Raw genomic sequence first — 26,175 nt, 5'->3', positions numbered from 1 at the left:
CTTGTAGCACATGCTTTAGCTTGTGCCCGTCAGAAGCCGCTTAACGCCGCACAAGCTAAAGCATGTGCTACAAGTCGTCAGGCTCCCCCTCTCCGCAGGAGAGGGGGCCGGGGGGTGAGGTGCCGGCGTCAGGAGTCCGACAACATGTTCTTTTAATCTAATCCAGCCTCCATGCCCAACGCCACCACCGCCCCGCCCGCCGTGCTGCTCAAAAACGTGGAGCGGGCGGCGCGCAACCTCAGGCACGTCATCTACAAAACGCCGCTGCTGCAAAATCACGGCCTCTCGCGCCTCTACGCGGCCACGGTGCTGCTCAAGCGGGAGGACCTGCAGGTGGTGCGCTCCTACAAGATTCGCGGGGCCTACCACAAGATGAGCACGCTGCCGCCCATCGTGGGCGAGCGCGAGATAGTGTGCGCCAGCGCCGGCAACCACGCCCAGGGCGTGGCCTACGCCTGCCAGCTGCTGGGCCTGAAAGGCTACATCTTCATGCCCGCCCAAACGCCCGCCCAGAAGGTGGACAAGGTGCGACTCTTCGGGAAGGAGTTTGTGGAAGTGGTGCTGACCGGCGCCAGCTTCGACGACTCGTTTCGGGCCGCCAGGGAGTTCAGCGACGCGCGGGGCAGCACCTTCATTCACCCCTTCGATGATATGGCCATTGTGGAAGGGCAGGCCACCGTGGGGCTGGAGATTCTGAAAGCAGCCACCGTGGCTATCGACTACTGCTTCCTGCCCATTGGCGGGGGCGGGCTGGCCTCGGGCGTGGGCAGCGTGTTTCGGCTGCTGAGCCCAGCCACGAAGCTCATTGGCGTGCAGCCGCTGGGGGCGCCTTCGATGCACGACGCCATCCAAAACCAGCGGCACGCGGCGCTGGCCAGCATCGACAGCTTCGTGGACGGCGCGGCGGTGAAGTGCCCCGGCCAGCTCACCTACGCGCTGTGCCGCGAGCTGCTCGACGAGGTGGTGCTGGTGCCCGAAGGCCAGGTCTGCCTCGATTTGCTGAAGATGTACAACGAGGAAGGCATGGTGCTGGAGCCGGCCGGTACGCTCACCATCTCGGCCCTGCACCAGTTTGCGGAGCGCATTGCGGGCAAAACCGTGGTGTGCGTGGTGAGCGGCTCCAACAACGACATCACCCGCATGGAGGACATCAAGGAGCGCGCCGCCAAATACCAGGGCCTGAAGCACTACTTCATGGTGAACTTCCACCAGGCGCCCGGGGCCCTGCGCCGCTTCGTGAACCGTGTGCTGGCCGAGGGCGACGACATCATCCACTTCCAGTACATCAAGAAAAACAACAAGGAAAAAGGCCCCGTTTTCGTCGGCATCGAAGTGAAGCAGCCGCACGACGTGGAAGCCATCAAGGCCCGGATGGGGGAGGAGGGCTTCGGCTTCGAGTACCTCAACGGTCAGCCCGATTTCCTGGCGCTGCTGGTGTAGCAGCGCGCACGATGAGACGCAGGTATGCGCCGCTACACCGTGTGTAAAATCACATAGAGCGACACGCTCGAAATCACGACCCACAGCAGCACACCCAGCAGATACGGCCTGGCGCCCACTGCCCGCAAGGTGCTGGCCGACAGCCCGGCGCCGATAAAAAACAGCGTCACCGTGAGGCCGATTTTGGCCAGCTTCACTGCCAGCGGCCCCAGGGGCTGCAGGGCGGGCACGTAAGTGTTCAGCAGCATGGCCACGATGAAGCCGAGGATGAAATACGGAATCTTGATTTTGACGCCCTTCTGCTTGAAAAGCATCGCCGTGCCGATGCTGACCGGGATAATCCAGAGGGCGCGGGCCAGCTTCACGGTGGTGGCCACCTGCAGGGCCTGGTCGCCGTAAACTTTGGCCGCGCCCACCACCGAAGAGGTATCGTGAATGGCAATGGCGCACCACAGGCCGAACTGCTGCTGCGTCAGGGCCAGCGCGTGGCCGATGGGCGGGAAGGCAAACAGGGCAATGGCATTGAGCACGAACACCGTGCCCAGCGCCACCGACATTTCTTCGTCCCTGGCCTTCAATACCGGCCCCACGGCCGCAATGGCGCTGCCCCCGCAAATGGCAGTGCCGCACGAAATAAGGTGCGTTACCTGCCGCCCCAGGCCCAGCCAGCGCCCCACGAAATAGCCCAGAACAAGGGTGCCGAAAATAGAAGCCACCGTGAACAAAATGCCCTCACGCCCGGCCTGCACCGCCGCCTGCGCATTCATGCCAAAGCCCAGGCCTACCACCGAGTATTGCAGCAGTTTGGCCGTGGCGGCCCTGGTCTGGCTGGCAAATGGGTTGCCCAGCGTTTGAGCCAGCACCAGGCCCAGCGCCAGTGCCACCGGCGGCGAGGCCCACGGCGTGAGGCAGAACACCATCAGCAACCCAAACACCACCTGACGCAGGGTAATGGAGTAGCCTAAAACGCGATGAGGCGTGTGGAAATACCGAAAAACGCCTGCTGCCTCGGGTGCGGCGGCAGGCGTTGGAATGGGTGGGGTGAGGGTGGGGGAGGACATGGTAAGAGGCAGATAACTACCCCAAACCTACGATATTGACCTCTTTTTGTGTAATCGAAAAAGGTTATTCAGAATTACCAAAAGTTATATCAATGCGCCAAATGTGCTTGCGCAAAGCTCAGAAACCGCTGTGCCGCCCGCGCCAGCGGCTGGCCCTGCACCCACACGGCCTCAAATTGCCGCATAAGGTGCAGGCCTTCAATCGGCACAATTTCGAGCTGACCACCGGCCAGCTCCCGGGCCAGCGCCCGGCGCGACACAAACCCCAGCGCCTCCGGCGCAGCCTCCAGGTAGCCCTTGATGGCTTCGGTGTTGTCGAAATAAAAAGCCACGCGCAGTGAGCTGAGCGCAACTTTCCGTTCGCGCAACGCAAACTCCAGCACTTCGAGCGTGCCCGAGCCGCGCTCCCGCAGCACCAGCGGGTGGGTCAGGGCTTCGGCCAGCGGTACTGGCGTGGCGGGCGGGCCGGCGGGCGTGGCGCGGCGCACGGCCACCAGCTCGTCGGGCAGCAGCAGCTCGTAGTGCAGGTCGCGGCTTTTGGAGCGGCCTTCCACAAAGCCCAGGTCCAGCTTGCCGCGCAGCAGAGCCTCGGCAATGTGCTCGGAGTTGGCATTGGCCAGCGTTAGCTGCACGTTGGGGTGGCGGGCCTGGAAGGCGGGCAGCAGGCCCGGCAGCACGTACTGGCAGAGGGTGGTGCTGGCCCCCAGGCGCAGGCGGCCGGCGGCCTCGTCGGGGTCGCGCAGGGCCAGGAGCTGGTCGGCCAGCTGCCGGGTGGAGGCGGCCACGGCCTCGGCATGGCTCTGGAGCAGGCGGCCGGCTTCGGTGAGGGCCACGCGGTTGCCGCGCCGCTCCAGCAGGCGCTGGCCGTAGTGCTTTTCCAGCTCATGAATGTGCTTGGTGACGGCGGGCTGCGTCACAAACAGCTCCTGGGCGGCTTTGGTGAAGCTCAGGTGCCGGGCCACGGCTTCAAACACGCGCAAACGGAAATCAGACATGCCCCAAAGTACGCCTAGGGCTGCACTCCAAACGCACAACGCCCCCGCCGAATCCGGCGGGGGCGTTGGCCTCTGGTAGAGTAAAAACCGCTATTCCACACTTAGCGGGCGGGTCAGGCTCACGCCGTCCACGGTCAGGCGGCAGGTGTAGAGGCCGGGGGCCAGCTTCGCGGCGTTCAGCTCGGCGGTGAACTGGCCGGCGGGGCGGGTTTCGTTGTCCATCACCTGCGCCACGCGGCGGCCCACGTTATCGAACACGGCCAGGCTCACCACGGCGGGCTTTTGCAGGCTGAAGGGCAGCTGCGTGAGGCCCGACGTAGGGTTGGGGTAGGCCGGGGCGAAGGCGGCCGACGTGGTTTGCACGGTGCGGATGGCGGTGGGGATGTAGCCCACCAGGCTCGGGCCGGTCCAGTCGTCGATGTACACGCGCTTGCGGGCGAAGGTGTTGGAGGCAATGAGCAGCACGATTTCGTTCAGGCCGGTATTGGGCGTGGCGCTGGGCGTGTTTACGTAGTTGAAGGTCAGGGTTTCCCAGGCGTTGGTGGCCGTGGTGGTGGCGGTGTATTCGGAGTTGCGGCCGGCCGGGTAGTTGCTGCCGTTGGCCACCGTGGAGTCCTGCAGGGTTATCTGAAACGGAATGCCCGGCGCGGGGCTGAACACCTTCATGGTCATGTGCAGGGTGTTGTTTTTGAAGTTCGTGACATCGGCCAGGGCCGCGCCACGGGGCTGCACCACCAAGGCATCGTACTGGTTGGTCGAGCGGGTGTAGCGCGCCACGCGGGTGCTGTTGTTGAGGGTGCTGGGGGCCGGGTTCAAGGTATCCACCTTCAGCCCGCCCGACGATTTGTAGGCGATGTACTTGATGGCGCGGGTGCCCTGGTAGTTGTCGTAGAGCTGGCTCACGGCCAGCGTCGAAGTCGGCCCGGCAATCAGCTCCGGACCCATAATGTCGTCGAGGTAATACGTGGCGGCGTTGTTGGTGCCGGGCGCTACCAGCAGCACCATCTGGTCCACGTCGGTAGCGGCCACGGTGGGGTCGAAATTGCCCGCGCTGGCGGCGGTGTAGGTGAAGGTCAGCGTTTCCCAGGCGTTGGCCACGGTGGTGGTGGCGTTGAAATCGCCGCCGAACTTGCCGTTGGGGTACTGGTTGGTGTTCGATTTGGTGCTGTTCTGAAGCACGGCCTGCACCACCACGCCCACCGCAGGGCTGCGAAATTTCACCGAAATGCGCTTGGTGCCCGCCGCGTAGGGAGCCACGCTGGCCATCACCGCGTTGTTGGGCTTCACCACAATCACAGCGTACTGCTGGGCCCCGTCGCGGGTGTAGAGGGCGCAGGTGCTGCTGCCGTTCACGGCGTTCATGCCGGGGTTGGCCGTGTTCTGGGTGAAGGTGCCCTGCGTGGTGGGGTAGGCCACAATGCGCGTCGCCTCGAAGTTGTCGTACAGCGTCTGGGCCGAAGCCTGGGTGACGCCGGCCAGCAACACGCCGGCCGTAAGCAGCTTGGTAAAAATGTTCATGTGGGAATTGGAAAAATGTGAAGGAATGAGTTGTGGTTTGGCTTGAAAACAGAAAAAAACGGTCGTGCCGAGCGCCGCCGAGGCATCGCGCGTGCAGCAGTAAACCAATCGATTGAGTCACTAGTACACGCGGAATGCCTCGGCGGCGCTCGGCACGACCAGCCTGCGTTCTTGCGGAAGGCTTAGCCCTTTTTCAGCTCGTAAAACCGCACGTAGTCCACCACCATCTGCTGGGGGAAGGCGGCTTCGTCCACGCCCTTCTGGCCGCCCCACTCGCCGCCCACGGCCACGTTCAGCAGCAGGTGGAAGGGCTTGTCCCAGGGCCAGGTTTCCCAGCCGGTGCCTTCGTTGCGATGAGCGAAATAGATTTCGCCGTCCACGTAGGCCGTGATGGTTTCGGGCGTCCACTCCATCGAATAGACGTGGAAAGCCGACGCATCGGCCAGCTTCGTGATGCCGGTTTTCTGGGTGTTGATGCGGAAGTAGTAGGCCTTGCAGTGCGTGGTGGCGTGCACCACGTTGGGGTCGTAGCCCACGTGCTCCATGATGTCGATTTCGCCGTTATCCGGCCAGCCTTTGTTGCCGTAGGTATTCGCGTCAGGCAGCATCCAGATGGCGGGCCAGGTGCCGCGCCCCATCGGAATCCGGGCCCGAATCTCGAAGCGGCCATACAACTGGCTGCCGCCCTTGCCCCTGGAAACCAAGCGGGCCGAGGTGTAGTCGTTGCCGGCCACCAGGGCTTCCTTGCGGGCCTCCACAATGAGGTTGCCGCCCTCCACGCGGGCGTTTTCGCGGCGCTTTTTGGTGTAGTACTGCAGCTCTTTGTTGCCCCAGCCGTGGCCGCCCACGTCGTAGGTCCACTTCGTGGAATCGGGCAGGCCGGTGTAGTTAAACTCGTCGCTCCAGGCCAGCTTCGGGAAAGTGTAGCGGGGCTTGTCGGCGGGCGGGGCTGGTTTTGGAATGCCCGTAGCAAACGCGTTGCTCAGCAGCAGAAACCCGGAAAGTAGCGTTGAAATCATAGGAAGGAATGGTGTGCAGAAAGGTGCCTGGGTGGTGTGGCGGCCCCATCGGGGGCAGCCACCCCTGGCACTCACAAGCCAGGGGTAGCCGCCGCCCTATCCGGCCGGTATAACTTGTTCCCACCAATTTCCCAGCCGGAATGCCGGGGTTTCGTCGTCAGCTGTCAGCTGCCGGCTGACAGCCTTTGTCCTGTCAGCCAAGGGCTATTTGTACTGGAAAAACTTCACGTAGTCCACCTGCATCTGCTGGGGGAAAACGGTGGAGGCATCGGGGTTGCCGAGGAAATCGCCGCCGACGGCCACGTTCAGAATCATGAAGAACGGGTTGTTGAACGGGTAGGGCGACGCGTCGCTGCTCGTGAAGGTGTAGTAGAGCGTGCCGTCCAGGAAAAACCGCATCTGGTCCTTGCTGCGCACCAGGCTGAAGGTGTGGAAGGCATCGGAAAAGTTGCCGTTGGCCAGCACCTGGTCGGGCGAGCCCTTGTAGCGGTGGTCGTTGGCACCGGTGCCGTAGTGCATGGTTGTCAAGAATTTATTGGGCTGCTGGCCGCGCAGCTCCATCATGTCAATCTCGCCGCACACGGGCCAGTTGTTGGTGTCGATGTCGCTGCCCAGCATCCAGATGGCCGGCCAGATGCCCTGGCCCTGCGGCAGCTTGGCGCGCACGTCAATTCGCCCGAACTGAAAGCTCTGCTTGCCCTTCGTGATGAGGCGGGCCGAGGTGTAGTTGCGGTTGACCATCACCTGGCGGTTGGCCTGAATGACGAGGTTGCCGCCCGTCACGAAAGCATTGTCGGGCGAGTTGGTGTAGTATTCCAGCTCGTTGTTGCCCCAGCCGCCGCCGCCGGTTTCGTAGGCCCACTTGCTCTGGTCGAGGGCCCCGCCATTGAACTCGTCGCTCCACACCAGCTCGGTGTAGAGGTTGTAGTCGCGGGCTTCGGCGTTCACCTCCGTGGTGGTTGGGGGCGTTACGGGCGGCGGCCCCGATTTCTTCTCGGTGCAGCCGGCCAGGCTCAGGGCCAGCACGCAGCCGGCCCCGGTCCAGCGGCGGAAAGGAATAGTGGAAAGCAGATTTTTCATAAAGTAGTTAAGCGAATTTCAGCCGGCGCGGTTCAGTCAGCCGCCGCAATGGCACGCTGGCCGGTGTTATTTAACCACCAGCTTCATGGTGAACACCAGTGGCGCCGTAGAGCTGCCCGCCCGCAATACCATGTGCTGGTTATCAATGGAAAGGATGCGGTACACGCGGTCCGGCGCATCGGTAACGCCGATGAACGGCGCGGGCGTGGCCGGTGCCAGCTCAAACTGCGCAAGGCCCGCGCCGGTAGCCGCCCCAAACGTAAAGGGCGTGGTGACCGAGCGGGCGGCCTGGCAGCCGCCGCCGCCGGCCACGAAGGTTTCGGCCATGGCGTTGTACTGGTAGGAGTTGGTCGAGGTGAAGGTGAATTCGTCATCGGCCTGGCAGGCGGGCAGGCTGCCGGCCAGGCCGCCGGCGTAGTAGCCCGTGGGGTCGGCATCGCTGGGGCCCACCACAATGGTGGCGGCCACGCTGTTGTCCAGCTTCCAGGTGCGGGTCGAGCCGCCGGTCAGGAACTGCTTCACGCGGTCCACGGCCGAAATCTGCGGCATGTAGGTCACCACCGTCTTGGTGCCGTCGGGGCTGGTGCCGCGCAGGCGCAGGCGGGTGGCGGTGGCCTCCAGAATTTCGTAGGTTTTGTTCACCACCGTATCGGTGAGGCCGATAAACGACTTGTTGGTGGTCAGGATAATCTGGCCCAGCGTGCCGGCCACGGGCTTGTAGATGAAGCTGGAACTGCCGGGCTTGGCCGGGCCGCAGGTGCCGTTGGCATAGGTCTGGCCCGCGGCGCCGCCCGCGTCGTAGCCGTAGGCGTAGTTGCTGCCGAAGGTGAACTGGTCGTCGAGCAGGCAGGCGGGCAGCTGGGTGCCGGTGGCCGGCAGGGAGCTGAGCACCGTGGTGCCGTTCGAGGCGTACCGGATGATGGCCCCGGGCTGGTCCGAAATGGTCCAGGAAGCGGCTCCGCTGCCGCCGCACGCGGTCAGGAACGAGAAGCCGGCATTGTCGCAGGCCGACGGAATCACCACGGCCTTCTGCCGGCCGGGGCTGGTGCCGCCCCGCCCGGCGGCCGTGAGCAGCACCTGGTAGGTGCCGGGGCGCTGGTAGGTGTGCGTCACATCGGTGCCCGAGCCCAGGGCGGAGTTGTCACCAAAGTTCCACTGGTAAATGAAGCCGTCCTGGCTATTGTTTTTGAAGCTGACCCGCACCGGAAACTGCGAGGCATCGACGGTGGCCGCAAAATCGGCGGTTGGCACGGGGCCTTCCAGAGTATTGTCGTCGCCGGCCTTTTTGCAGGAAGCCAGCAGCAGCGGGACCGTGAGCAGGCCCAGGGTGGTGGCGCGTACTATATTTTTCATGGGAATTCTGAAGGGAAATGATGGGACGGTTTGGGGCTGCTTTAGGTCTTTTGTCATCCTGAGCGCAGCCAAGGACCTGCTCACGTCAAAACGGTTTGTAGCAAGTCATTTTGAGCAAGCGTGAGCAGGTCCTTGGCTGCGTTCCGGATGACAGCCCGGCTGCATTCCCGAACCACATTAATAGCCCGGGTTCTGGGAGAGGTTGGGGTTCACGTCGCGCTCCGACTGCGGAATGGGCAGCACCACGTTGAACGGCTTCACGCCTTTGGCAATGAGCTGGGGCGAGGTGAGCAGCTCGCCGGTGCGCTTCATGTCGAACCAGCGGTCCATCTCGAAGGCCAGCTCGTACTTGCGCTCGCGCCACACCGCCGTTTTAAAATTGGCGGCCGAGATGCCGGCCGGAATGTCGTGCGAGCCGGGCGTGTCCAGGGCCTCGCCAAAGGCACGGCGCCGCACCCGGTTGATGGCGGTCAGGCCCTCGGCGGTCGGCCCCACGGCTTCGGCCAGAATGAGGTAGGCCTCGGCCAGGCGCATCACGGCAATGTTCAGCGGCGAATCCCAGATGTTCGACAACGACTTGTCGGTGTAGAACTTGCGCACGTTGTAGCCGTTGGGCGAGCCGGGCAGCGAAGCCGGCTGCGTGCGGCCGTCGGGGTACACGTCGCCGGGCTTCCAGATGGTGGCATCGCGGCGCAGGTCGCCGGTTTCGTAGCCGGCCACGAAGTCGGGCTCGGGCACGTTGAAGCCGTAGCCGCCCTGGGGCGTGATGCCCATGCCGCGCGGGCCCATAAACTCGTTGCCGCTCCAGCCCGGGCCGTCCTGGCTCCACTGGTTGCGGCCGGCAATGAAGCCCACCTCAAACAGCGACTCCTTGCCGTGCTCGTTGCTCACCTTGAAGTTGTCGGCGTAGCTGGCCCACAGGTCGCGGCCGCTGGCCGGCGTGCCGCCCACGCTGCCGCTGGCGGATACCACCAGGGCGCGGGCCTGAGTGGCGGCTTCGGTCATCTTGTTCTCGGTGAGGTACACTTTGGCCAGCAGGCCCGTGGCGGCCCACTTGGTGGCCCGGCCCAGGTTGTCGCCGGTGTAGGAGGGCGGCAGCTTGGTGATGGCATCGCGCAGGTCGCTCTCAATCAGCGGATAGATTTGAGCCACCGGGGTGCGTGGGATGTTCACCTCGGCCAGCGTGGTGGGCGGCACCGTTATCAGCGGCACGTCGCCGTAGGCCCGCACCAGGTCGAAGTAGAACTTGGCCCGCAGGAACTCGGCCTCGCCGATGCAGCGATTTTTCAGGGCCGGGTCGATGGTCATGTTCGGCACCTTCTGGAGCACGATGTTAGCCGTGCCGATGCCCACGTAGCAGCTGCCCCACAGGCGGCTGGTGAGGGGGTTGGTGGCCGGAATGTTGAAGTTGTCGAGCTGCTGCTGCTCAATGCCGTCGCCGCCGCCGCCGCCGCCGGTGGTGCTCAGGTCCGAGCCAATGTCGCCAATGCCCCACAGCGCCGAGTTGTACTGGCCCAGCGTGGCCAGCTGGCTATACACCGCGTTGGTGGCCTGAATGGCGTCGGTTTCGGTTTTGTAAAAGTTAGCGTCCGTCACCTGGTCGGTCGGGCTTTCGTCCAGAAACGTCTTGCCGCAGCCCGAAAGCAGGGTGAGGGAAAGCAGCGCCGCGCCGCAGGTATATTTCGTGATGGTCAACATCTTCTTAGTCTTAGAGAATGAGGAGATTAAAAGCCGATGTTCAGGCCGGCCAGGAATACCCGGGGCTGCGGGTAAATGCCCAAATCCACGCCACGCGAGCCCACTTCGGGGTCGAAGCCGGAGTATTTGGTGAGCGTGAGCAGGTTTTGGGCGCTCACGTACACGCGCAGCTGCTTGGTGTAGATGCGGTCCATAATGGCCTTGGGCAGGGTGTAGCCCAGCGTCAGGGTTTTGATGCGCAGGTAGGAGCCGTCTTCCATGTAATAGGTGCTCACGCGCAGGTTCTGGTTGGGGTCGCCGGCAATGGCGCGGGGCACGTCGTTGCTGGTGCCGGGGCCGGTCCAGCGGGCCAGCACGCGGGTGCTGCCGCTGCTGTTGCCGTACAGGGCGCTTTCGAGCAGGTAGCGGTTCTGGTTGTAAATCTTGTTGCCCTGCGAGCCCTGCACAAACACGTTCAGGTCGAAGCCCTTCCAGGTCACGGTGTTGTTGAAGCCGTAGGTGAACGAGGGGTTGGGGTTGCCGATAAACGTGCGGTCGTCGGCGTTGATAACGCCGTCGTTGTTCAAATCCTTGAAGCGGATATCGCCGGGAGCCGTGCCGTTTTGCTGGAAGGCGTGGTTTTTCACGTCCTCCGGCGTCTGGAACAGGCCATCGGCCACGAAGCCGTAGAACGAGCCGAAGGGCTGGCCCTGGTCGTAGCGCACAATCACGCCGCTCAGGGCCGTCAGGCCGTTGTAGGGCCGCCCAATCCCGAGCGACTCAAGCCGGGTTTTGTAGGCCGACACGTTCAGGTTGGTGGTCCAGTTGAAGTCGGCGGTCTGCACGTTGTGCGAAGTCAGCGACAGGTCGATGCCCCGGTTGTAGGCCGAGGCCGCGTTGCGGTTCACGCTCTCATACGTGCCCGATACCAGCGACGGCGGCACCGGCGCAATCAGGTTGGGCGAGGTGCGGTTGTACAGGTCGATGGTGGCCTCGAAGCGGTTGTCCATGAAGCCCAAGTCGATGCCGAAGTTTGCCTGGTTGTTGGTTTCCCAGCGCAGCTCGGAGTTGGCCTGGCGCGTGGGGGCCGCGCCGGTTTGCAGCACGCCGCCGCCGGTGGCGGTAGTGCCGAAGGGCACCAGAATGCCCGAGTTCACGGCGTAGAGGTAGGCGAAGCGGCCGGCATTGTTGGGGTTGCCCACTTTGCCGTAGCCCGCCCGGATTTTCAGGTTGCTGATAACCCGGTTGCCCTTCAGGAATTCCTCCTCCGACACGCGCCAGCCCGCCGACACGCCGGGGAAGAAGCCGAACTGCTCGCCGGGCGGGAAGTTGCCCGAGCCGTCGTAGCGGGCAATGGCCGAAAACAGATACTTGCCGCCGAACTCGTAGTTGAGGCGGGCAAAGTAGCTGGCCAGGTGCGAGGGCGGGTTGATGGTGCCCGCGTTGGCCAGCGACGTATTAATCGGGCCGGAATTGGTCGTTTGCAGGTCGTTGCGCAGGTAGCCCGTGCGGTAGGCTTCCACGTTGCTGTAGTTGAACTCCTGGGCCGACTGCCCGGCCAGCAGCGTTACCTGGTGCTTGTCGCCAAACAGGTGGTCGTAGGTGATGGTGTTCTCAATCAGGTAGCTTGGCGTGTAGCCCGACGTGGCCGACGAGCCCGCCGTGAGCTGGGTGTAGCGCGTGTTATACACCTCGGTGCCCACGCGCAGCTCCGGCACGCCGGGCCGGAAGGCGTTGTAATTATCAAAAATGAGGTCGGCGCCCACGTTGGTGCGGAAGCGCAGCCCTTTCAGCGGCTCCAGCTCGGCATAAAACGTGGTCAGCATCCGGTTCCGCACAAACTTCTGGTTGGTGATGGTGGCCGAGGCCAGCGGGTTCTCCTCAATGAAGTTGTCGGAAGTCCGGGGCTCGTAGTAGTAACCATCGGGCCGGTACACCGGCAGGAAGGCCGGAATGCGCAGCATCTGCTGCACCGTGCCGTATTCGCCGCTGTTCGACGTAATCTGGCGGTCCTGCAAGTGCGTGAGCGAAATGCTGTTGCCGATTTTAAAGATTTTATTCAGCTGAATGTCCCCGTTGGCCCGCAGCGTAAACCGCTCGAAGTGCGACCCGATGATGGTGCCATCCTGCTGGAAGTAGGTGCCCGACACCGCGTATTTGGCCTTATCGCTGCCGCCCGTGGCCGAGAGCGAGTAGTTCTGAATGGCTGCCCGGCGGAACACCTCGTCCTGCCAGTTGGTGCCCTCCCCCAACGACTTGGGGTCCCGCAGCTTATCCACCACAATGGCGTCGCCGTTGGCAATGCGGTTTTCGTTGTTGATAACGGCATATTCCTCGGCATTCAGCAGGCTCAGCTTGCGCCACACCTGCTGCACGCCCCGGTAGGCATCCACGTTCACCGTCGAAACCCCCGCCTTGCCGCGCTTCGTGGTAATGATGACCACACCGTTAGCGGCCCGCAGGCCGTAGATGGCCGTGGCCGAAGCATCTTTCAGAATGTCAATGCTTTCGATGTCGTTCGGGCTGATGGCGTTCAGCTGGTTCTCGCTGCCGTTGTCGGGCAGCGGGAAGCCGTCCACCACGTACAGCGGGTTGTTATTGCCCGCCGACGTGATGCCGCGCACCCGAATGGACGTGCCGGCCGCGCCGCCTGGTGCCCCGCCGTTCGACGTCACCGTGACGCCTGCCGCCCGGCCCTGAATGGCCTGGGTGGCATCGGCCACCGGCTGCGAGGCAATCTCGCGCGACGATACCGACGACACCGCCCCCGTCACGCTGCCGCGCTGCTGGGTGCCGTAGCCCACCACCACAATCTCGTTCAGCTTCTGGGTGTCTTCCTTCAGGCTGATGCTGATAGGGCCGCTGGCCGACACCGTAGCCGTCTGCGTGGTGTAGCCAACAAAGCTGAAGACCAGAGTGCTGCCTTCCGGCGCAGTCAGGTTGAACGCGCCGTCGGCATTGGTGCTGGTGCCCAGCGTAGTGCCGCGTACCAGCACCGTCACGCCGGGCAGGCCCGAGCCATCGGGCCCGGTCACGCGGCCCGATACGGGCACGTCGGCCGCAGGCCGAACGAGCCGAATGGCAGCCGTGGCAGGAGCTGCTGCCGCCACTGCGGGAAGCCCACAGGCCAGCAGCACCGCCGAACGGCGCACCAGTGCAATAAGGTAAATGTTTCGCTTCATGGTGGGAGTTTTAAAAGTGAGTCAGCGAATGGGTGAGAAAAAAGGTGAATGGATGTAGAAGCCCGAAAATGAGCTATTTATTCGGCGTGGCTTCGGCCGTAGCGGCCCCGGGCCGCAACCGGCCATTGCTTGGGCGTACCGCTCCTGTCGAGCCCTCGGGCCGGCCGGCATTGCGGGCCACCGGCCCACCCGCGTAGCGGAACCGGGCCGACTGCGAGCCCACGCGCAGGGTGTACCAGCCATTTTCCAGCTGCGGACGGCCCTGACCGTCGGGGTAGCTCAGGTCGCGCAGCGGGTCGATGTCGAAGGTCAGCTCCCGGCTTTGGCCGGCAGCAAACGCCTGCTTGTCAAAGTGCTTCAGCATTCGCACCGGGCGGGCCACGCGGCCCACCTCATCGGTCAGGAACCAGAGGGCCGTTTCCTGGCCGGCGCGCGCGCCCGTGTTGGCCACCCGCACCGTGGCCCGCAGCCGGGCAGCCGGGCCGTTCAGCACCGAGTCGCTCAGTGCCAGGCTGGTGTAGGCGTAGGTCGTATAGCTCAGGCCTTCGCCAAACTCGGTGAGCATGGAGCTCTTGTACTTGGGAGCCCGCTGCTCGAATCCGGCGCCGAAGTCGCTCAGGTCGAGGCTGTTCTCGTTGTTGTCGTGATGGTAGTTGGTGATGTGGCCGGCAAACTGCGGGTAGGTGAAAGGCAGCTTGCCGCTGGGGTTGGTCTTCCCGCTGATGATTTCGGCCAGCGCCGTGCCGCCGCCGTAGCCCGGCAGCCCCGCCCAGATAATGGCCGCCGACCCCTCCGCCACGCTCCGAATGATGTTTGGCCGTCCGCCAATCATCACCACCACGGTGGGTTTGCCGCTGGCCTGCGCCGTGCGCGCCAGCTGCTGCTGGTCGTCGGGCAGGGTCAGGTCGGAGGTGTTGCCCATGCCCTCGGCGTAGGGCCGCTCGCCCAGGGCCAGCACCACAGCATCGGCCTGCTTCGCGGCGGCGGCAATAGCGGGCAGCATTGTTTTACCCGTCTTGTCGCGGTACGGAATCATCTCCACCGTGGCCTGCGGGTATTCCTGGCGCAGGGCTTCCAGCAGCGTGGGCACATCGGTGGGGTAGGCGTCCTCGGGGCGGCCCTGCCAGGCCAGCGTCCAGCCGCCGCACAGGTTGGCCCGGGAGTTGGCCGACGGGCCAACCACCAGCAGTCGTTTCACCCGGGCCGGAGCTATGGGCAGGGTACTGCGCTCATTCTTAAGCAGCACCACCGACTCGCGAGCCGCCGCCACGGCCTGGGCCCGGAAAGCGGGGTCGCCAATGCGATTCAGCCGGTCGGCCCGGGGCATGGGGTTTTCAAAAAGCCCGATTTCGTCTTTCATCTGCAGCACGCGCCCCGCCGAGAGGTCGATGCGGGCCGGCGTGAGGCGGCCTTCCTGCACCAGCTCCTTCACTATGCGGCAGAAGTTGGTGTTGTAGGGCGTCATGGCCATGTCCACGCCCGCGTCGATGGCCATCCAGGTGGCTTCCTTCTCGTTGGCGGCCGTTTTCTGAATGCGTACCAGCCGGATAATGTCTTCCCAATCGGTCACGGCCACGCCCTTGAAACCCATCTGCCGGCGCAGCAGGTCGGTCAGAATGGCCTTGGAGGCGTGCACCGGCTCCCCGTTTATTTCGCCGGAGTTAATCATGACCGATTTCAATCCGGAATCGATTGCGGCTTGAAACGAAGGACGAAAGAACTCCTGCAGCCGCTGGTCGGGAATCAGGGCGTTGGTGCGGTCCCAGCCGTTGCGCGGGTCGGAGTAGCCCAGAAAGTGCTTGCCGCAAGCTGCGATTTTGTAAGGGGCTACTTCCGTATTGTTCTGGATTTCACGCACAAACGCTGCGCCCAGCGTAGCCGCTACCAGCGGGTCTTCGCCATACGTTTCATAAAAGCGGGGCCAGTAGGCATTCACGCCCAAGTCCAGTACCGGCGCAAAAACCCAGTGGTGGCCCAGGTCGGCCGATTCCAGAATAGTGGCACGGGCCGTTTGCCGGGCCAGCTCGGGGTTGAAGCTGGCCGCCAGGCTGATGTTGTGAGGGAAAATGGTGGTGCCGCTCACGTAGCTGGCCCCGTGCATGTGGTCGATGCCGTACACCATAGGGATGTGCAGCCGCGACTCGCGCAGGGCAATGCGCTGGAGCGCGGCCGAGTAGCGCAGCCACTGTGCGGCTGGCACGGCCTCGCCGTTCAGGAAGGACCCAATATGAAAATCCCGCACCAGCCCGGCCGCTTTGGCCGAGTCCAGGGTGACGTCGCCGTTGGTGCCAGTATGATTTATTGCCGACAGGTTGAGCTGGGTCATCTGTCCGATTTTTTCCTCCAGCGTCATCTGGGCCAGCAGCTGCTGCACCCGTGGGCTAAACGCCGCCGCGGGTAGCTCTGCCGGGGCGGTTACCGGGCTGGCCACAGCCGCCGGTGCCCCCGTAGTAGCAGGCACAGTAGCACGCTGGCAGGCCGCCAGTAGCGGCAGCATCAGCGCCAGGTTTTTCCAGGATGCCCGGCTTGCCGGCAGTGGGGCAAGCGTGGGTTTGCCAGAAGCCAGAAACTGGCCAAGTTTAGTAAGAAGAGCCGTCATTTGAACAGGTGGGAATGGTCAAATGTATGGGCGTGTGTTTGGCAAATGCAAGCCCATAAATGCCCTAATCAGCCCATTTAACGCATTTTTCGGGCTATTGCAGCTAAAGTTTATACGCTTGCTGCACACGCGACAATTCCGGTTTTCTACCCCTGCTCGCCCACTATCCCCTTTTGCCTCACTCAGCCGTCGGGCTAAAAAACAATGAAAAAAAATGCCCTTTCAGCAAAAAAAAATGCCGATTGGGAAACAGGCCCAACCGGCATTCCGGAAAATTGCTCCCAATGCCAGGAAATGCTGAAATGCGGCCGAGGCATTTTCGCAATCGTTGCCGGTCGGGTTACGAGGCTTTTTCGGTGGCTTCCGCCAGCTCCTCGGCAGTGATTTCCGCATCCGTGCCAGCATCGAGTAGCACATGCGTCCAGGGTTCACCGTCTTCATAGTCGGGGGCCAGGCGGCGGCGCTGCAGGGCGGCAATTACTTTCTGGGCAAAGGCCCAGCTGGTGGCCTGGCGCAGCTCCAGCACCCGGGCCAGCTCCGACGGTGAATAATTGCCGCGATGCGCGTGCAGGAGAAAAACTGCATATAGCGCCTTCACGATGGAGAACTTGCACTTTTGGAGGAGAGTGCCCGCCGTGGCCGACTCTACGTAGCGGCAGCGGGTGCAGCGGCGGGCGTGGGGCTCGCGGGCCTCGCAGCTCTTTTCGTGGCCGCACTTGCGGCAGCGGTAGCCGCCGTGCTCCCACTTCAGGTTAGCCAGGTAGCGCAGGCAGGCGTCCTTGTCCGGGTAAATCTGGCTGAACTCGCCAAAGTCAACCTCCCGGGCTTCGATGCGGGCTGCCTTCTCGGCGTGAAGGTCGCGGCTCAGCTCGTTGTTCAGCTGTTCGATAGCGGCCGATTGTAGCGCCAGCAAGCCATTGGCTTCCAGTAGCTCACGATTTTGCGCCGCTACGGTGTCGTTTTGACGGCGCAGCTCGAAAGTGCGCTGGGCCACCAAGGCTTCCAACTCGGTGTTGAGGCGGTCTTTCAGCTCCTGGTTTTCGCGCATCTGCTCCACCAGCCGGTCCTGGGCCTGGTGCTTTTTGCGAAGCTGCTTGAGCAGGCGGTGCTGCGTCAGCAGCGTGGTATCCATCAGGCCCTTAAGCTTTTCGCCCAGCGCATAGCTCAGAATTACTACTTCGAGCACAAAGGCGGCGTTGAGGCTATACACCGTGTAGGCATTGTTATAAAAGTCGATGCCCAGCTTCCGCATGATGAGGAATGTGAGGCTGCTGGCCACCAGTGCCTGCGCCAGCAGCAGGTAGCGCGCCGGCTTAAGGCCGTTGTGATAAGCCTGAATGCCAATGTAGTATAGCAGGCCGTAGGGTAGCAGATAGAGCCAGAAGCTAAAACCGGAGTGTACAACGGCAGCGTCTATGACAAGCAGCGCGGTGCTCACGCCCACCACCCAGCGGCCGGCACGGTACAGCCCCGGCAGCCGCGAGGCGGTATCCAGAAAGCCGTTGGCGTAGATGGCAAACGTGACCAGCAGCAGCACCGGGGCTGCTGCGCCGATGAAGTGGTTAAAGCTGGGCCCGCCCGGCCACAGGTACTGAAAGCCCAGCCCGTCTTCGGTGAGGAACAGCAGTGCCCCGCTGAGCACGTACAAAACGTACGACAGGTAGGTCTGCTCTTTCAGAAAGAAGAATAGAATCAGGTTGTAGAGCACCATGATGGCCAGCACGCCGTAGAAAACGCCCAGCAGCCAGTATTGCAGCGACAGCTCCGGAATGAGGCCGGAACCGCTGTGAAGCATGGCCCGAAAGCTGGTGCGTGTATCGGAGCGCAGGCGCAGGTAGTAGGTAAGCGTTTGGCCGGGCCGGGGCGGCAGGTCGAACAGGAAGTTCTTGTACGGGTGCGGACGGGTGGCAAAGGGCAATGTAGCCCCGGTCGCCACGCTGTCGTAACCCGAAGCGCTGCCCGGTAGAGGCCGATAGAAAACAGCCCGGCCGATGTGCGAATCGTACAGCTCCAGGTACCAGGCAGCTGTTTCGGCGGGCGCGTGGCGCACGGTGAGGCGCAGCCAATACGTGCTGCGCGGGTGCTGAATGTTGGGCGGATGCCCCGACCCCCGCATTACCATAAAGCGGCGGCTCCAGGCAGGGGACTGGAGGTCGGCAATGGTCAGCCGGCCGGTGGGGTCCTCCAGCATGCTGTAGTAGTTCTCATCGAGGTAATGCTCGGGCTGGGCCGGGTTGGTTATCAGCGTGTCTTCGGGGGCCGCACGGGCCCAGGCCGGCACAAGCAGGCCAGTGAGCAGGAGCAGATGGCGCAGGCTGCGCCACACGCAGCGCAACCGATGGATAGCGTCGGCTAATTGAGTAAGGACGAGCATAGCGGAGCCTAACTTACGAACAATTGAGCTAGTCGGGAAAAAGGGAGAAGTGAGCCTTTACTCACTAACCTATGGTACGGGGCTGTTTGTTTGGACCGTGAAAACGCTTTGTGCCTCAGCCGCTAAATGGGCCACGCCCGGCCGTGCGGTCGCACAACCGGGCGTGGCCCATTTAAACAGCCAAGCAGGAAGAATCAGAGGCGGAACTGCGCGCCTATCTTAACACCAAAGTTGCTGGTGCCGGGCGTGTCGCGGTAGGTGAGGCGATGAATGAAATCGACCCGCACAAATTTGAAGATGTTCTCAACCCCGTAGCCAACCTCCACATACGGCGTGGAGATGGGGCCGGGCAGGTCGGGGCTGTCGCCGTTGATGCGCCGCGTGCGGTCCGAGAGCTTGCCGTAGAGCACGTTGCCGGTGGCTACCAAGCGCCAGTTGAGCGCCCGCAAGCCTGGAATGGAGTTGATGAACAGCCCTTCGAAATGGTGGTCGAGGCGCAGCGTTGCTGAGCGGTCGGTAATGAACTCGAAGTAGTTCATCAGGTTGAACGCGTTGGCGTTATAGAAAGGCGTCTGGTTGCCCAGCGGGGTTTTCAGAATGAAGTAGGGGAGCGCCGTGGGAATGTAGTTGCCTTCGGCCCGGTAGGTGAGCCGGCCCAGCTGGCCCACCGACACGCTGTGCATAATCGACAGGTTGAACTTGTGGTACATGAAATTGCCCTGCGTCCAGTCGATGGCCCCCAGCGTGTAGCGGAAGCCGAATACGGGCAGGCGTTTCAGGCCCACGGCGCGGCGGCGGTTTTCGCTCTGCACCATGTTTTCATCGGGGGCGTAGCGCGATTCCGACACCAGTTCGCTCAGGTGAAGGACGTTGGAGGCGGGCTCATCGTCTACCGGCGGCATGTTGGGGCCGGGCCGGCGATGGATTTCAAAGAGCGGGTTGATGTTCTGGTAGCGCAGCGTCAGGGTCTGGGTGAAGCCGTGAAACAGGTCGCGCTGCACGCTCAGGGCCGTGAGGTCGCGCAGCACGGGCTTGCCCTGCTTGAAGCGGCCCCAGCGCGAAGCCGCCAGGAAAAGGTTGTTGTTGTCGATGAAATCATTATCAAGCAGCGCCGCCTGTTCCACGTCGTGCTTAAACTCGCCCGTAAAAACCGTCCAGTGGCGGCGCTCGGCAATGTAGCTGGTGCGGGCCCCGTATTTAAAACGGCCATCAAGCGTACCGTAGGCCACGTAAGCCTGCGTCACCCAGTTGCGGCTGATTTCAGGGGTGGTGCGGAAGCCGAAACGGAAGCGGTTGCCCTCGTAGTCGTTGTGCGCGTACACGTTAGCAATGGGGCCCAGGTCAAATTTCCCCACACGCTTGTAGCCGTTCACAAACAAGTCAACCCAGTCGAGCAGGTTGCGCACCGATGGCAGCTGCTTGGCCGAATCGAGGACCGCAAAAACCTGGCGCTCGCTCAGGCTCAGCGTATCGGGCCGGTGCTGGTCGAAGTACCCGCCCGCGCTGGCGGCATCGGGATTGGCAATCAGCTTGCTGGCAAGGCCCTCGTCGCTGGGCTCCATCAACGATGAAACGATGGGCTGGTCGTAGAAGCCCGTTTCCTCATGCAGTTGGTTGCGCACGAAATTCGTGTTCACCGTGGTGAAGCGCACCAGCATAGCGGCCTGCTTTTCGTAGGGCCGCACGCTGATTAGCAGCTTGGTACGTGCTACCAGGCCCGGGCCATCGGCCGGAGGCGTGAGGTCCTGCGAAATGCGCAGGTCATTCACGAAGTTGATGTTGGCATCGGGGCTGGCCACCAGGTCCACGCGCCGCAGGGCATACCCCTGGGCCGTAATCCAGACGGTGCCCTTAAAGGCCAGGTCGTGGCTGCGCTTGGGCGTGACGGCAATCTTATAGCACCAGTCTTTGCCCACAAAAACCGAATCCTGCAGCTCGTACTCGTAGGTGAGGCGGCCGCCTTCGGCAATGGGCGAGATGAAATCCTTGCCCAGAATATTCTGCCAGTTGGGGTAAAAGTCGAAGTTCTGGAAATTCGAGCCCAGCATCTGCGACAGCACCGAGCCTTCGCGGGGGCCTGCGCCGCGCATCTGCTTGTGCAGCAGGTCTTCGCGGCGACGCAGAGGCGAGAACTTCTGATACACCCGCGAACCAACCTCGGAGGCGAAAATGGGTAGCGGCGCGTCGGTATCGGAAGCGGCGGCGGCGCCCTGGCGCACGGCCAGGGCCCGAATATCCTTGATAACCTTGCGGTTGGACAGGGCCTTGGGCAGGTCCATGAGACTGGTTTCGATGCGGTTATACGAATCGAACTCCACTGCTTTCATGGCGCTGCGCTCGTTCTCAGGCTTGTGCTTCTGCACCTCGCGCAGGATGCGGAAGGCCGGGTTTTCCGGCTTCCGCGACGAAACCACTACTTCGGCCAGGGCCACGCCCCCGGCTTTCAGGCGGAAGAGTACGTTTTGGGTGGCCGCGTCGGAAAGCTTCCGCCGCTGGGTGGCAAAGCCCATGGCCGAAGCCGCGATGGAATCGGGAGCGCCCGATACGGCCAGCTTAAACTTGCCATCGGCATCGGCAGTAATGCCGGCGCTGGTTTTGGGAATGAAAATGGATGCGAAGGGCACCGGCTCACCATTCGTAGCCTCCACTACCTGACCACTGATAACGATACGCTGGGCTGCGGCTGGCAATGCGAAGAGGCATACCAGGAGCAACGGAGCAAGAAATTTCATAGAGAGTAGTGAAGAGCCAAATGCGAGAATTAGCAGCAGTCCCGCAATTTACGCAAAGCGTCAGTGGCTCCCAAGTAGTTCCGCGCCAAATAGACTAAATTTTCGGGCAAATGGTTAAACCTGCTGGCTGAATTGTTGTCGTGGCCCTGTAAAGCTGATTTGCGATATAGTAAGTGGACACTAACTTGTGGTGGAGAGGGCCGGAGGGCGTGCCCTCCGCAGGCCGGCTTTGCTATGGAATCCTGGCGGAGAATTGGCATCGTCTAACTACTGCATGGAATTGTGCAGCCATATTTCGGTGCCAGGCAGCAGCATTACCGGGCCATTCAGGTCCAGCAGCAGGGCCCGTACCGGCGCACCAGCTTCGTCGGGGCGCGCAACTTCCTCTACCGTGGCCGTGCCGCTATGGCGCTCGCCCCCGGGCCCAATGGATACCACGGCCAGCGCGGTATGCAGGGCGTAGGGCAGGAGGTGAGGCGTGGGCCCATCGGGCAGGGCCAGCAGGCCCAGGCCGGGCAGCGGCCAGCTGGCGGCAGCCCGTAGCAGAAGAATGGGCATGGCAGAACTGGTCAGGAAGGCGTGGCAACCGGCTCCGGACCGGGAGCCGGCTCGGTCTTTTTATGACGGGGCGCGGGCCGTAAAAAGTTGGCTGCGTTGGAGATAACGAAGACAGTGGATACGAAGCCGGCAATTTTCTCCAGCAGCAGCAGCACCTGCGTGGAGCCGGCCGTGGCCGTTACGCTGCCGCCCGAGTTGCTGATGAGCGTGCCCACGCTCTGGTAAAAAAGCTGGCCAAAAATGTCCAGCTCGGTTCCCGGGCGCAAGCCCTGGAAGGCATGGTCGTTGACCCGGTACAGGCAATAGAAATCGAGGGCAAACGACAGCGCAATCATACCCAGGTTGAGCGATACCAGCAGCACAAACTGCTGAAAAGCCTGTCGTAGGGCGGCCAGAGCGCGAAAATTGTGCAGCAGGAAGTAGCCGGTTTTGCCGCCGGCCGCCAGCAGCAAAACGCCCGTAATGACATCCGGCGGCAGGCCTTCGTATTTGTCAACCAAGTACAGGCCCAACCCCAGCAGCAGCAGCAGGCCGTGCTGCCAGAGCAACTGGTAGAGCTGGTTATGCGGCAGGAACGAGCGTTTCATGGTAGTGCGAAGAAAACTGCCGCCGCGTGTGCGCGGGGTGAAATGGCCCGCAATCAACGACGAAACCGCCACTCCGGCCGACGTTCCGGGGGTATTGGCGGCTATACCTCCACCTTTAGCGTTGCGGGCGCTTTGGTCACCTCGAACAGCTCGCCGTGCGGCACGATGGTAATCTGGCCGTACTCCTGCAGCAGCATCTTGTAGGCATCGGCCACAGGCCGGGGCCGCCGGTCAAGGTCGAAGAGGCCGCAGGGATTCACGGTGCCCACTTTGCGCTCCAGGCCCTTGTCCCAGTCCACCTGGTCGATGAGCGAATACCAGGTGAAGCCCAGTACGGGTACGCCTTCCTTGCGCATCCTCAGAATGTTGACCCACTGTTTCCAGAGCCAGGTAGGGGCTTCTTTGGCTTCGAGCACGTTGGTTTCGGTGTGCATCACCGGCTTTTTGTAGCGCAGGTAGTAGTCGCGGGTGATGTTGTACCAGCCCAGCACGTCCATGCTGGTCTGTATGGAGCCGTCGGGCAGCATAATCTTCTCGTTGCGGCCGTAGTAGTCGTTGCCCATTATCTGGTAGCCGGGCGGCTCGCCGGCCATAAACCAGTCGTATTCCCGCCGGGTCAGGCCGTTGTCGTAGAGATAGTTGAGCACGTCGCCCTCGGGGTGGTGGCCGTAGAGCAGGTCGAGGGAGGCAAAGCGCAGCTTGTTCTGCATCTGCACTTCGTAGGTGTGCTCGGCGCGTAGCTCGTGCGTAAACTCGGCCGACTCGCTCTGCACAATCACGCAGTCGGGCCGGTGCTTGGCAATGCGCTGCGTTCCCATGATGCTGGCCGCCACCAGGTGCTTCAGCGCCGTCACAAAGGCTTTGTCCGATTTCAGCTGCTCGTTCCAGATGCCGTCCTTGGCGCTCATCTTGGCCGTCACGTAAATCTCATTCACCGGCGTGTAGAAGCGCACCCAGGGGTAGCGTTTGGCCACCTCCTCGCAGTAGGCCGCGAAATGCACGGGCAATTCCGGGTTCTGAAAATTGCCAATGAAATCGGGCACGCCGAAGTGCATCAAATCGAGGATGGGGGTGATGCCCAGGCGCTGGATTTCGGCCATGGCCAGGTCGGCAAACTCCCAGTCGTACTTCGTGGGGCTGAGCTGAATCTTGTAGTACGGCAGGCCGTAGCGCAGCACTTTCAAGCCCATTTCCTTCACCAGGCCCAGGTCTTCCTTGTAGCGGTTGTAGTGGTCGCACTCGGCCAGCAGGTCGCGGCGGGTTTTGCCGCCATCAATGGTCGGGTAGCTGCACTCGATGCCCGTGGCGAACATAAAGTTGTTGGGCAGGCCAGTGGGCAGCCCATTGCCGTTGTGCCCGCGTGCGCCGCCAAACTCGTCGCCCTCGTAGTCGCCGCTGCCAAAATGGTCGTGAATTTCTGTGAGAAAGGACTTCATGTGTAGAGGGTCTTGGGTACTTAGGGGCTTGGTCGAGCGACGTAGGGGCGGGGCTTGCCCCCGCCCGTCGTCAGGTGGAAATCGTTCAACGACGGGCGGGGGCAAGCCCCGCGCATATGTCGCTCAACTGTCCCGGCGCTGCTGCTGCTCCAGAAACTTGTCGGCCGTGCGCAGGCTCAGGGCCATAATGGTCAGGGCCGGGTTCACACTCAGGGCGCTGGGGAAGGTCGAGTTGTCGGAGATGTAGAGGTTGGGCACGTCGAAGGCGCGGCCGTTGGCATCCACCACGGCGTCGTCGCCACTCTTGCCCATCCGGGCCGTGCCGATGACGTGCGCGTAGCGCTGAAACGCCCAGATATCGGTAGCGCCGGCCGCTTCCCAGATGGCGCGCATCATTTTCTCGGCGTGGGCGTTCATGCGCTGCTCGTTTTCCTGGGCCGTGAAGTGCAGGCGCGGCTTGGGCAGGCCCCGGGCATCTTTTTCTTCCGATAATTCCAGGAAGTTGTCGGCGTGGGGCAGGCAGTCGCCCAGGATGTTAATGCCGGCAATATGGTTGTAGTTGCGCATGTAGTCGCGCAGGGGCTGGCCCCAGAGCTTGCGGCCCCGCACTACCTGCCCCGCAAACGTCACCGGCATCACCCCAATGCTTTGCAGCAGGTAACCGCCAATGAAGTTCACATCCTTCGGCCGGTGCGTGTCCTGCGAAATCAGCCCGCCGGGAATGCCCTTGTTGGGCCGCACCTCATCGGCAAACGTCCCCCACACTTGCAGGCCGGGGTGGGCCATCAGGTTTTTGCCAACCTGCCCGCTGGTGAGGGCCAGCTCGTTGAGCAGCAGCAGGCGCGGCGTTTCCACCGAGCCGGCGCAGATGAACAGGTGGCGGCAGCGCTGGCGCTGCTCCACGCCATTCCGGGTATATACCACGCCCGTCACGTAGCCCCGCGCATCGCGCTCAATCTCCGTCACGAAGCTGTTGGGCCGGATGTCGGCGCCGTGCTTTACGGCTAGCGGAATAAACGTCACGTCCATGCTGGCCTTGGCGCCATTGGAACAGCCGGCCTGGCAGAAGCCCCGGTTGGTACAGGCCTCGCGCCAGCCAATTCCTTCCTGGTAATACCGCGCCGAAAGCGCCGCATTGGCCGCCGGCGCGGTCCGAATGCCCACCTTCTCCGCACCGCGCACCATGAGCTGGGCGGCGCTGTTCAGGGGCAGCGGCGGCAGCGCGTAGCCCTTGCGGCGGGCCGGGCCCCAGGGGTAGGGGGTAGGGCCCGAAATCCCCAGAAACTGCTCTACCTCTTCGTAGTAGGGCTCCAGCTCTGCGTAGCTCACCGGCCAGTCCTCACCCTGCCCGAAATCGCGCCGCACGTGCAGGTCATCGGGCAGCGGGCGGGGCGTGTAGGCGGTGTAGTGCAGCGTGCTGCCGCCCACGCCGGTGCCGGAATTGTTCTTGCCCATGGCCAGCGGGTCGTGGCCGGCGGCCAGCCGCTCGTCGTTCCAGAAGAGGAAGTCCTGGGCTTTTTCGTCGGTAGCGAAGTCCTTTTCGGGGTTGTGCCAGGGGCCGGCCTCCAGGGCCACCACCTTCAGGCCGGCCATGGCTAGGCGGGCCAGCAGCGGCGCACCGCCCGCGCCCAGCCCAATCACCACGCAGTCAACCTCGTCGGCTTCAGGCGCGATGGCTTGCGGCTGCTCTTTAGGAGTATCTGCGGCTACGGGTTCCTCGGCCAGCAGCGAGCGCAGCAGCGGGTCCTGAATCTCGGGCTGAACAGGGTTGAGAACACCTTCTTCAATGATTTCTTCGTCAGGCATGGGAGCAATGGGTGAGTGAGTGAATGGGTGCACGGGTGAATGGAGCGGCCGGATGAAAGAGCACTGACGCAAGCGTCATCCACTCATTCACCCATTCGCTTACTCACCCATTGGCACCTCCCGGTCCTCTTTTTCGTTCAGACCGATTTTCGTCCAGGCAGGCAGGTCGGCCATGCCCACGTAGCCGATTTCCTCCTGCGCCAGCGGGTGCGAGTAATACGCTTCGGTAAGCTCGGCCAGCATTTCTTCGAAGAAGCGGCTGGCATCCAGCGTGGCCCAGGTGGCGCCGGGCGGCCTGCCGCCGGCCAGCGCCTGAATCACCGCATCCTGCTGCCCGGTGGCCAGGGCCGTAAAATCGGTCTGAAACAGTGCCTGCGCTGTTTCCTGCACGCCGCCAAGGCCCAGGCGCCAGGCTTCGCGGTCGGGCGGCAGGGCGTCGTAGCGCCAGCCATCGGCACGGCCTTCAGCGAGGCGCTGGTCGACGGCGGGCGCGAGCGGGATGGGGGCGTCGGGCCGGTCGGGCTGGGGGAAGAGGCGGGCGGCGACGGCCACGAGCAGAGCAAAAGTTTCGGGGGCCAGGAACTGCGGCGAGTAAGCGGCCGGCGCATCGAGGCGGGCCTGCAGCGCAGCGCGCGTGGCTTCGGAAACGTGCGGCGTGGCCAGCAGGGCGCGTACGGTGCCGCCGGGGTACGTGGGAACGGGCATAAGCAGGGATTGGATGGCTGGGCACCGTATTATTCCAAACGGTCCAGCTAATA

Annotated in this window: 17 protein-coding genes; 1 reads left to right on the top strand and 16 read right to left on the bottom strand. The window is 63.0% G+C overall.

The genetic code is table 11. The features are described from left to right. The first annotated feature begins 171 nt into the window (after positions 1 to 171). Complete coding sequence (ilvA, locus tag ACYVHT_RS13600; RefSeq protein ID WP_460552573.1) at positions 172 to 1,440, top strand: threonine ammonia-lyase; 1,269 nt, start codon at positions 172 to 174, stop codon at positions 1,438 to 1,440. A gap of 32 nt (positions 1,441 to 1,472) precedes the next feature. Here the strand turns inward: ilvA and ACYVHT_RS13595 are convergent, their stop codons facing one another. From ACYVHT_RS13595 to ACYVHT_RS13520, 16 genes are all read right to left on the bottom strand, one after another. After that, a complete protein-coding gene (locus ACYVHT_RS13595; RefSeq protein ID WP_460552570.1) occupies positions 1,473 to 2,501 on the bottom strand; it encodes a YeiH family protein in 1,029 nt (342 codons plus the stop codon). Between the two features lie 89 nt (positions 2,502 to 2,590). Further along, on the bottom strand, positions 2,591 to 3,496 hold the full coding sequence (locus ACYVHT_RS13590; protein WP_460552567.1) for a LysR substrate-binding domain-containing protein: 906 nt from the start codon (positions 3,494 to 3,496) through the stop codon (positions 2,591 to 2,593). Positions 3,497 to 3,586: 90 nt separating this feature from the next. Beyond that, positions 3,587 to 5,014, bottom strand: a complete 1,428-nt coding sequence (locus ACYVHT_RS13585) for a T9SS type A sorting domain-containing protein (RefSeq protein WP_460552564.1) — start codon at positions 5,012 to 5,014, stop codon at positions 3,587 to 3,589. A gap of 182 nt (positions 5,015 to 5,196) precedes the next feature. Continuing rightward, positions 5,197 to 6,033 (bottom strand): glycoside hydrolase family 16 protein, encoded by an 837-nt coding sequence (locus ACYVHT_RS13580; RefSeq protein WP_460552561.1) that lies wholly within the window; start codon positions 6,031 to 6,033, stop codon positions 5,197 to 5,199. A gap of 204 nt (positions 6,034 to 6,237) precedes the next feature. Next, on the bottom strand, positions 6,238 to 7,113 hold the full coding sequence (locus ACYVHT_RS13575) for a glycoside hydrolase family 16 protein (protein ID WP_460552558.1): 876 nt from the start codon (positions 7,111 to 7,113) through the stop codon (positions 6,238 to 6,240). A 66-nt stretch (positions 7,114 to 7,179) separates the two neighbouring features. Then, on the bottom strand, positions 7,180 to 8,466 hold the full coding sequence (locus ACYVHT_RS13570) for a PKD domain-containing protein (protein WP_460552555.1): 1,287 nt from the start codon (positions 8,464 to 8,466) through the stop codon (positions 7,180 to 7,182). Positions 8,467 to 8,643: 177 nt separating this feature from the next. Next, positions 8,644 to 10,164 carry a RagB/SusD family nutrient uptake outer membrane protein gene (locus tag ACYVHT_RS13565; protein ID WP_460552553.1) on the bottom strand — a complete coding sequence of 507 codons (1,521 nt, stop codon included), beginning with the start codon at positions 10,162 to 10,164 and terminating at the stop codon, positions 8,644 to 8,646. Positions 10,165 to 10,190: 26 nt separating this feature from the next. Further along, positions 10,191 to 13,325: a SusC/RagA family TonB-linked outer membrane protein gene (locus tag ACYVHT_RS13560; RefSeq protein WP_460552550.1), complete on the bottom strand. Its 3,135-nt coding sequence runs from the start codon at positions 13,323 to 13,325 to the stop codon at positions 10,191 to 10,193. 73 nt (positions 13,326 to 13,398) lie between these two features. Further along, positions 13,399 to 15,924, bottom strand: a complete 2,526-nt coding sequence (locus ACYVHT_RS13555) for a glycoside hydrolase family 3 N-terminal domain-containing protein (RefSeq protein ID WP_460552547.1) — start codon at positions 15,922 to 15,924, stop codon at positions 13,399 to 13,401. Between the two features lie 340 nt (positions 15,925 to 16,264). Then, the gene (locus ACYVHT_RS13550; RefSeq protein WP_460552544.1) at positions 16,265 to 18,298 is read right to left on the bottom strand and encodes a 7TM diverse intracellular signaling domain-containing protein; all 2,034 of its coding nucleotides are present in this window, start codon (positions 18,296 to 18,298) and stop codon (positions 16,265 to 16,267) included. 194 nt (positions 18,299 to 18,492) lie between these two features. Continuing rightward, on the bottom strand, positions 18,493 to 21,030 hold the full coding sequence (locus ACYVHT_RS13545; RefSeq protein ID WP_460552542.1) for a DUF5686 and carboxypeptidase-like regulatory domain-containing protein: 2,538 nt from the start codon (positions 21,028 to 21,030) through the stop codon (positions 18,493 to 18,495). A gap of 267 nt (positions 21,031 to 21,297) precedes the next feature. After that, positions 21,298 to 21,588 carry a hypothetical protein gene (locus tag ACYVHT_RS13540; RefSeq protein ID WP_460552539.1) on the bottom strand — a complete coding sequence of 97 codons (291 nt, stop codon included), beginning with the start codon at positions 21,586 to 21,588 and terminating at the stop codon, positions 21,298 to 21,300. 11 nt (positions 21,589 to 21,599) lie between these two features. After that, complete coding sequence (locus ACYVHT_RS13535; protein ID WP_460552536.1) at positions 21,600 to 22,175, bottom strand: hypothetical protein; 576 nt, start codon at positions 22,173 to 22,175, stop codon at positions 21,600 to 21,602. Positions 22,176 to 22,276: 101 nt separating this feature from the next. Next, entirely contained in the window at positions 22,277 to 23,611 is a 1,335-nt protein-coding gene (locus ACYVHT_RS13530; RefSeq protein ID WP_460552534.1) for a glycoside hydrolase family 1 protein, read from the bottom strand. Positions 23,612 to 23,734: 123 nt separating this feature from the next. Beyond that, positions 23,735 to 25,417 (bottom strand): GMC family oxidoreductase, encoded by a 1,683-nt coding sequence (locus ACYVHT_RS13525; RefSeq protein WP_460552531.1) that lies wholly within the window; start codon positions 25,415 to 25,417, stop codon positions 23,735 to 23,737. Between the two features lie 99 nt (positions 25,418 to 25,516). Beyond that, positions 25,517 to 26,122, bottom strand: a complete 606-nt coding sequence (locus ACYVHT_RS13520) for a gluconate 2-dehydrogenase subunit 3 family protein (RefSeq protein WP_460552528.1) — start codon at positions 26,120 to 26,122, stop codon at positions 25,517 to 25,519. Positions 26,123 to 26,175: the final 53 nt, after the last annotated feature.

Source organism: Hymenobacter daeguensis, from assembly GCF_054780555.1.
The sequence above is the reverse complement of the archived record's forward strand: the minus strand, read 5'-3'. Positions and strand labels throughout refer to the sequence as shown.

Bases quoted from the DNA above. Each gene is read 5' to 3' on its own strand.
- ACYVHT_RS13565 (WP_460552553.1), bottom strand. From the start codon at position 10,164: ATGTTGACCATCACGAAATATACCTGCGGCGCGGCGCTGCTTTCCCTC.
- ilvA (WP_460552573.1), top strand. From the start codon at position 172: ATGCCCAACGCCACCACCGCCCCGCCCGCCGTGCTGCTCAAAAACGTG.
- ACYVHT_RS13560 (WP_460552550.1), bottom strand. From the start codon at position 13,325: ATGAAGCGAAACATTTACCTTATTGCACTGGTGCGCCGTTCGGCGGTG.
- ACYVHT_RS13555 (WP_460552547.1), bottom strand. From the start codon at position 15,924: ATGACGGCTCTTCTTACTAAACTTGGCCAGTTTCTGGCTTCTGGCAAA.
- ACYVHT_RS13575 (WP_460552558.1), bottom strand. From the start codon at position 7,113: ATGAAAAATCTGCTTTCCACTATTCCTTTCCGCCGCTGGACCGGGGCC.
- ACYVHT_RS13580 (WP_460552561.1), bottom strand. From the start codon at position 6,033: ATGATTTCAACGCTACTTTCCGGGTTTCTGCTGCTGAGCAACGCGTTT.
- ACYVHT_RS13520 (WP_460552528.1), bottom strand. From the start codon at position 26,122: ATGCCCGTTCCCACGTACCCCGGCGGCACCGTACGCGCCCTGCTGGCC.
- ACYVHT_RS13590 (WP_460552567.1), bottom strand. From the start codon at position 3,496: ATGTCTGATTTCCGTTTGCGCGTGTTTGAAGCCGTGGCCCGGCACCTG.
- ACYVHT_RS13530 (WP_460552534.1), bottom strand. From the start codon at position 23,611: ATGAAGTCCTTTCTCACAGAAATTCACGACCATTTTGGCAGCGGCGAC.
- ACYVHT_RS13540 (WP_460552539.1), bottom strand. From the start codon at position 21,588: ATGCCCATTCTTCTGCTACGGGCTGCCGCCAGCTGGCCGCTGCCCGGC.
- ACYVHT_RS13550 (WP_460552544.1), bottom strand. From the start codon at position 18,298: ATGCTCGTCCTTACTCAATTAGCCGACGCTATCCATCGGTTGCGCTGC.
- ACYVHT_RS13595 (WP_460552570.1), bottom strand. From the start codon at position 2,501: ATGTCCTCCCCCACCCTCACCCCACCCATTCCAACGCCTGCCGCCGCA.
- ACYVHT_RS13570 (WP_460552555.1), bottom strand. From the start codon at position 8,466: ATGAAAAATATAGTACGCGCCACCACCCTGGGCCTGCTCACGGTCCCG.
- ACYVHT_RS13535 (WP_460552536.1), bottom strand. From the start codon at position 22,175: ATGAAACGCTCGTTCCTGCCGCATAACCAGCTCTACCAGTTGCTCTGG.
- ACYVHT_RS13525 (WP_460552531.1), bottom strand. From the start codon at position 25,417: ATGCCTGACGAAGAAATCATTGAAGAAGGTGTTCTCAACCCTGTTCAG.
- ACYVHT_RS13585 (WP_460552564.1), bottom strand. From the start codon at position 5,014: ATGAACATTTTTACCAAGCTGCTTACGGCCGGCGTGTTGCTGGCCGGC.
- ACYVHT_RS13545 (WP_460552542.1), bottom strand. From the start codon at position 21,030: ATGAAATTTCTTGCTCCGTTGCTCCTGGTATGCCTCTTCGCATTGCCA.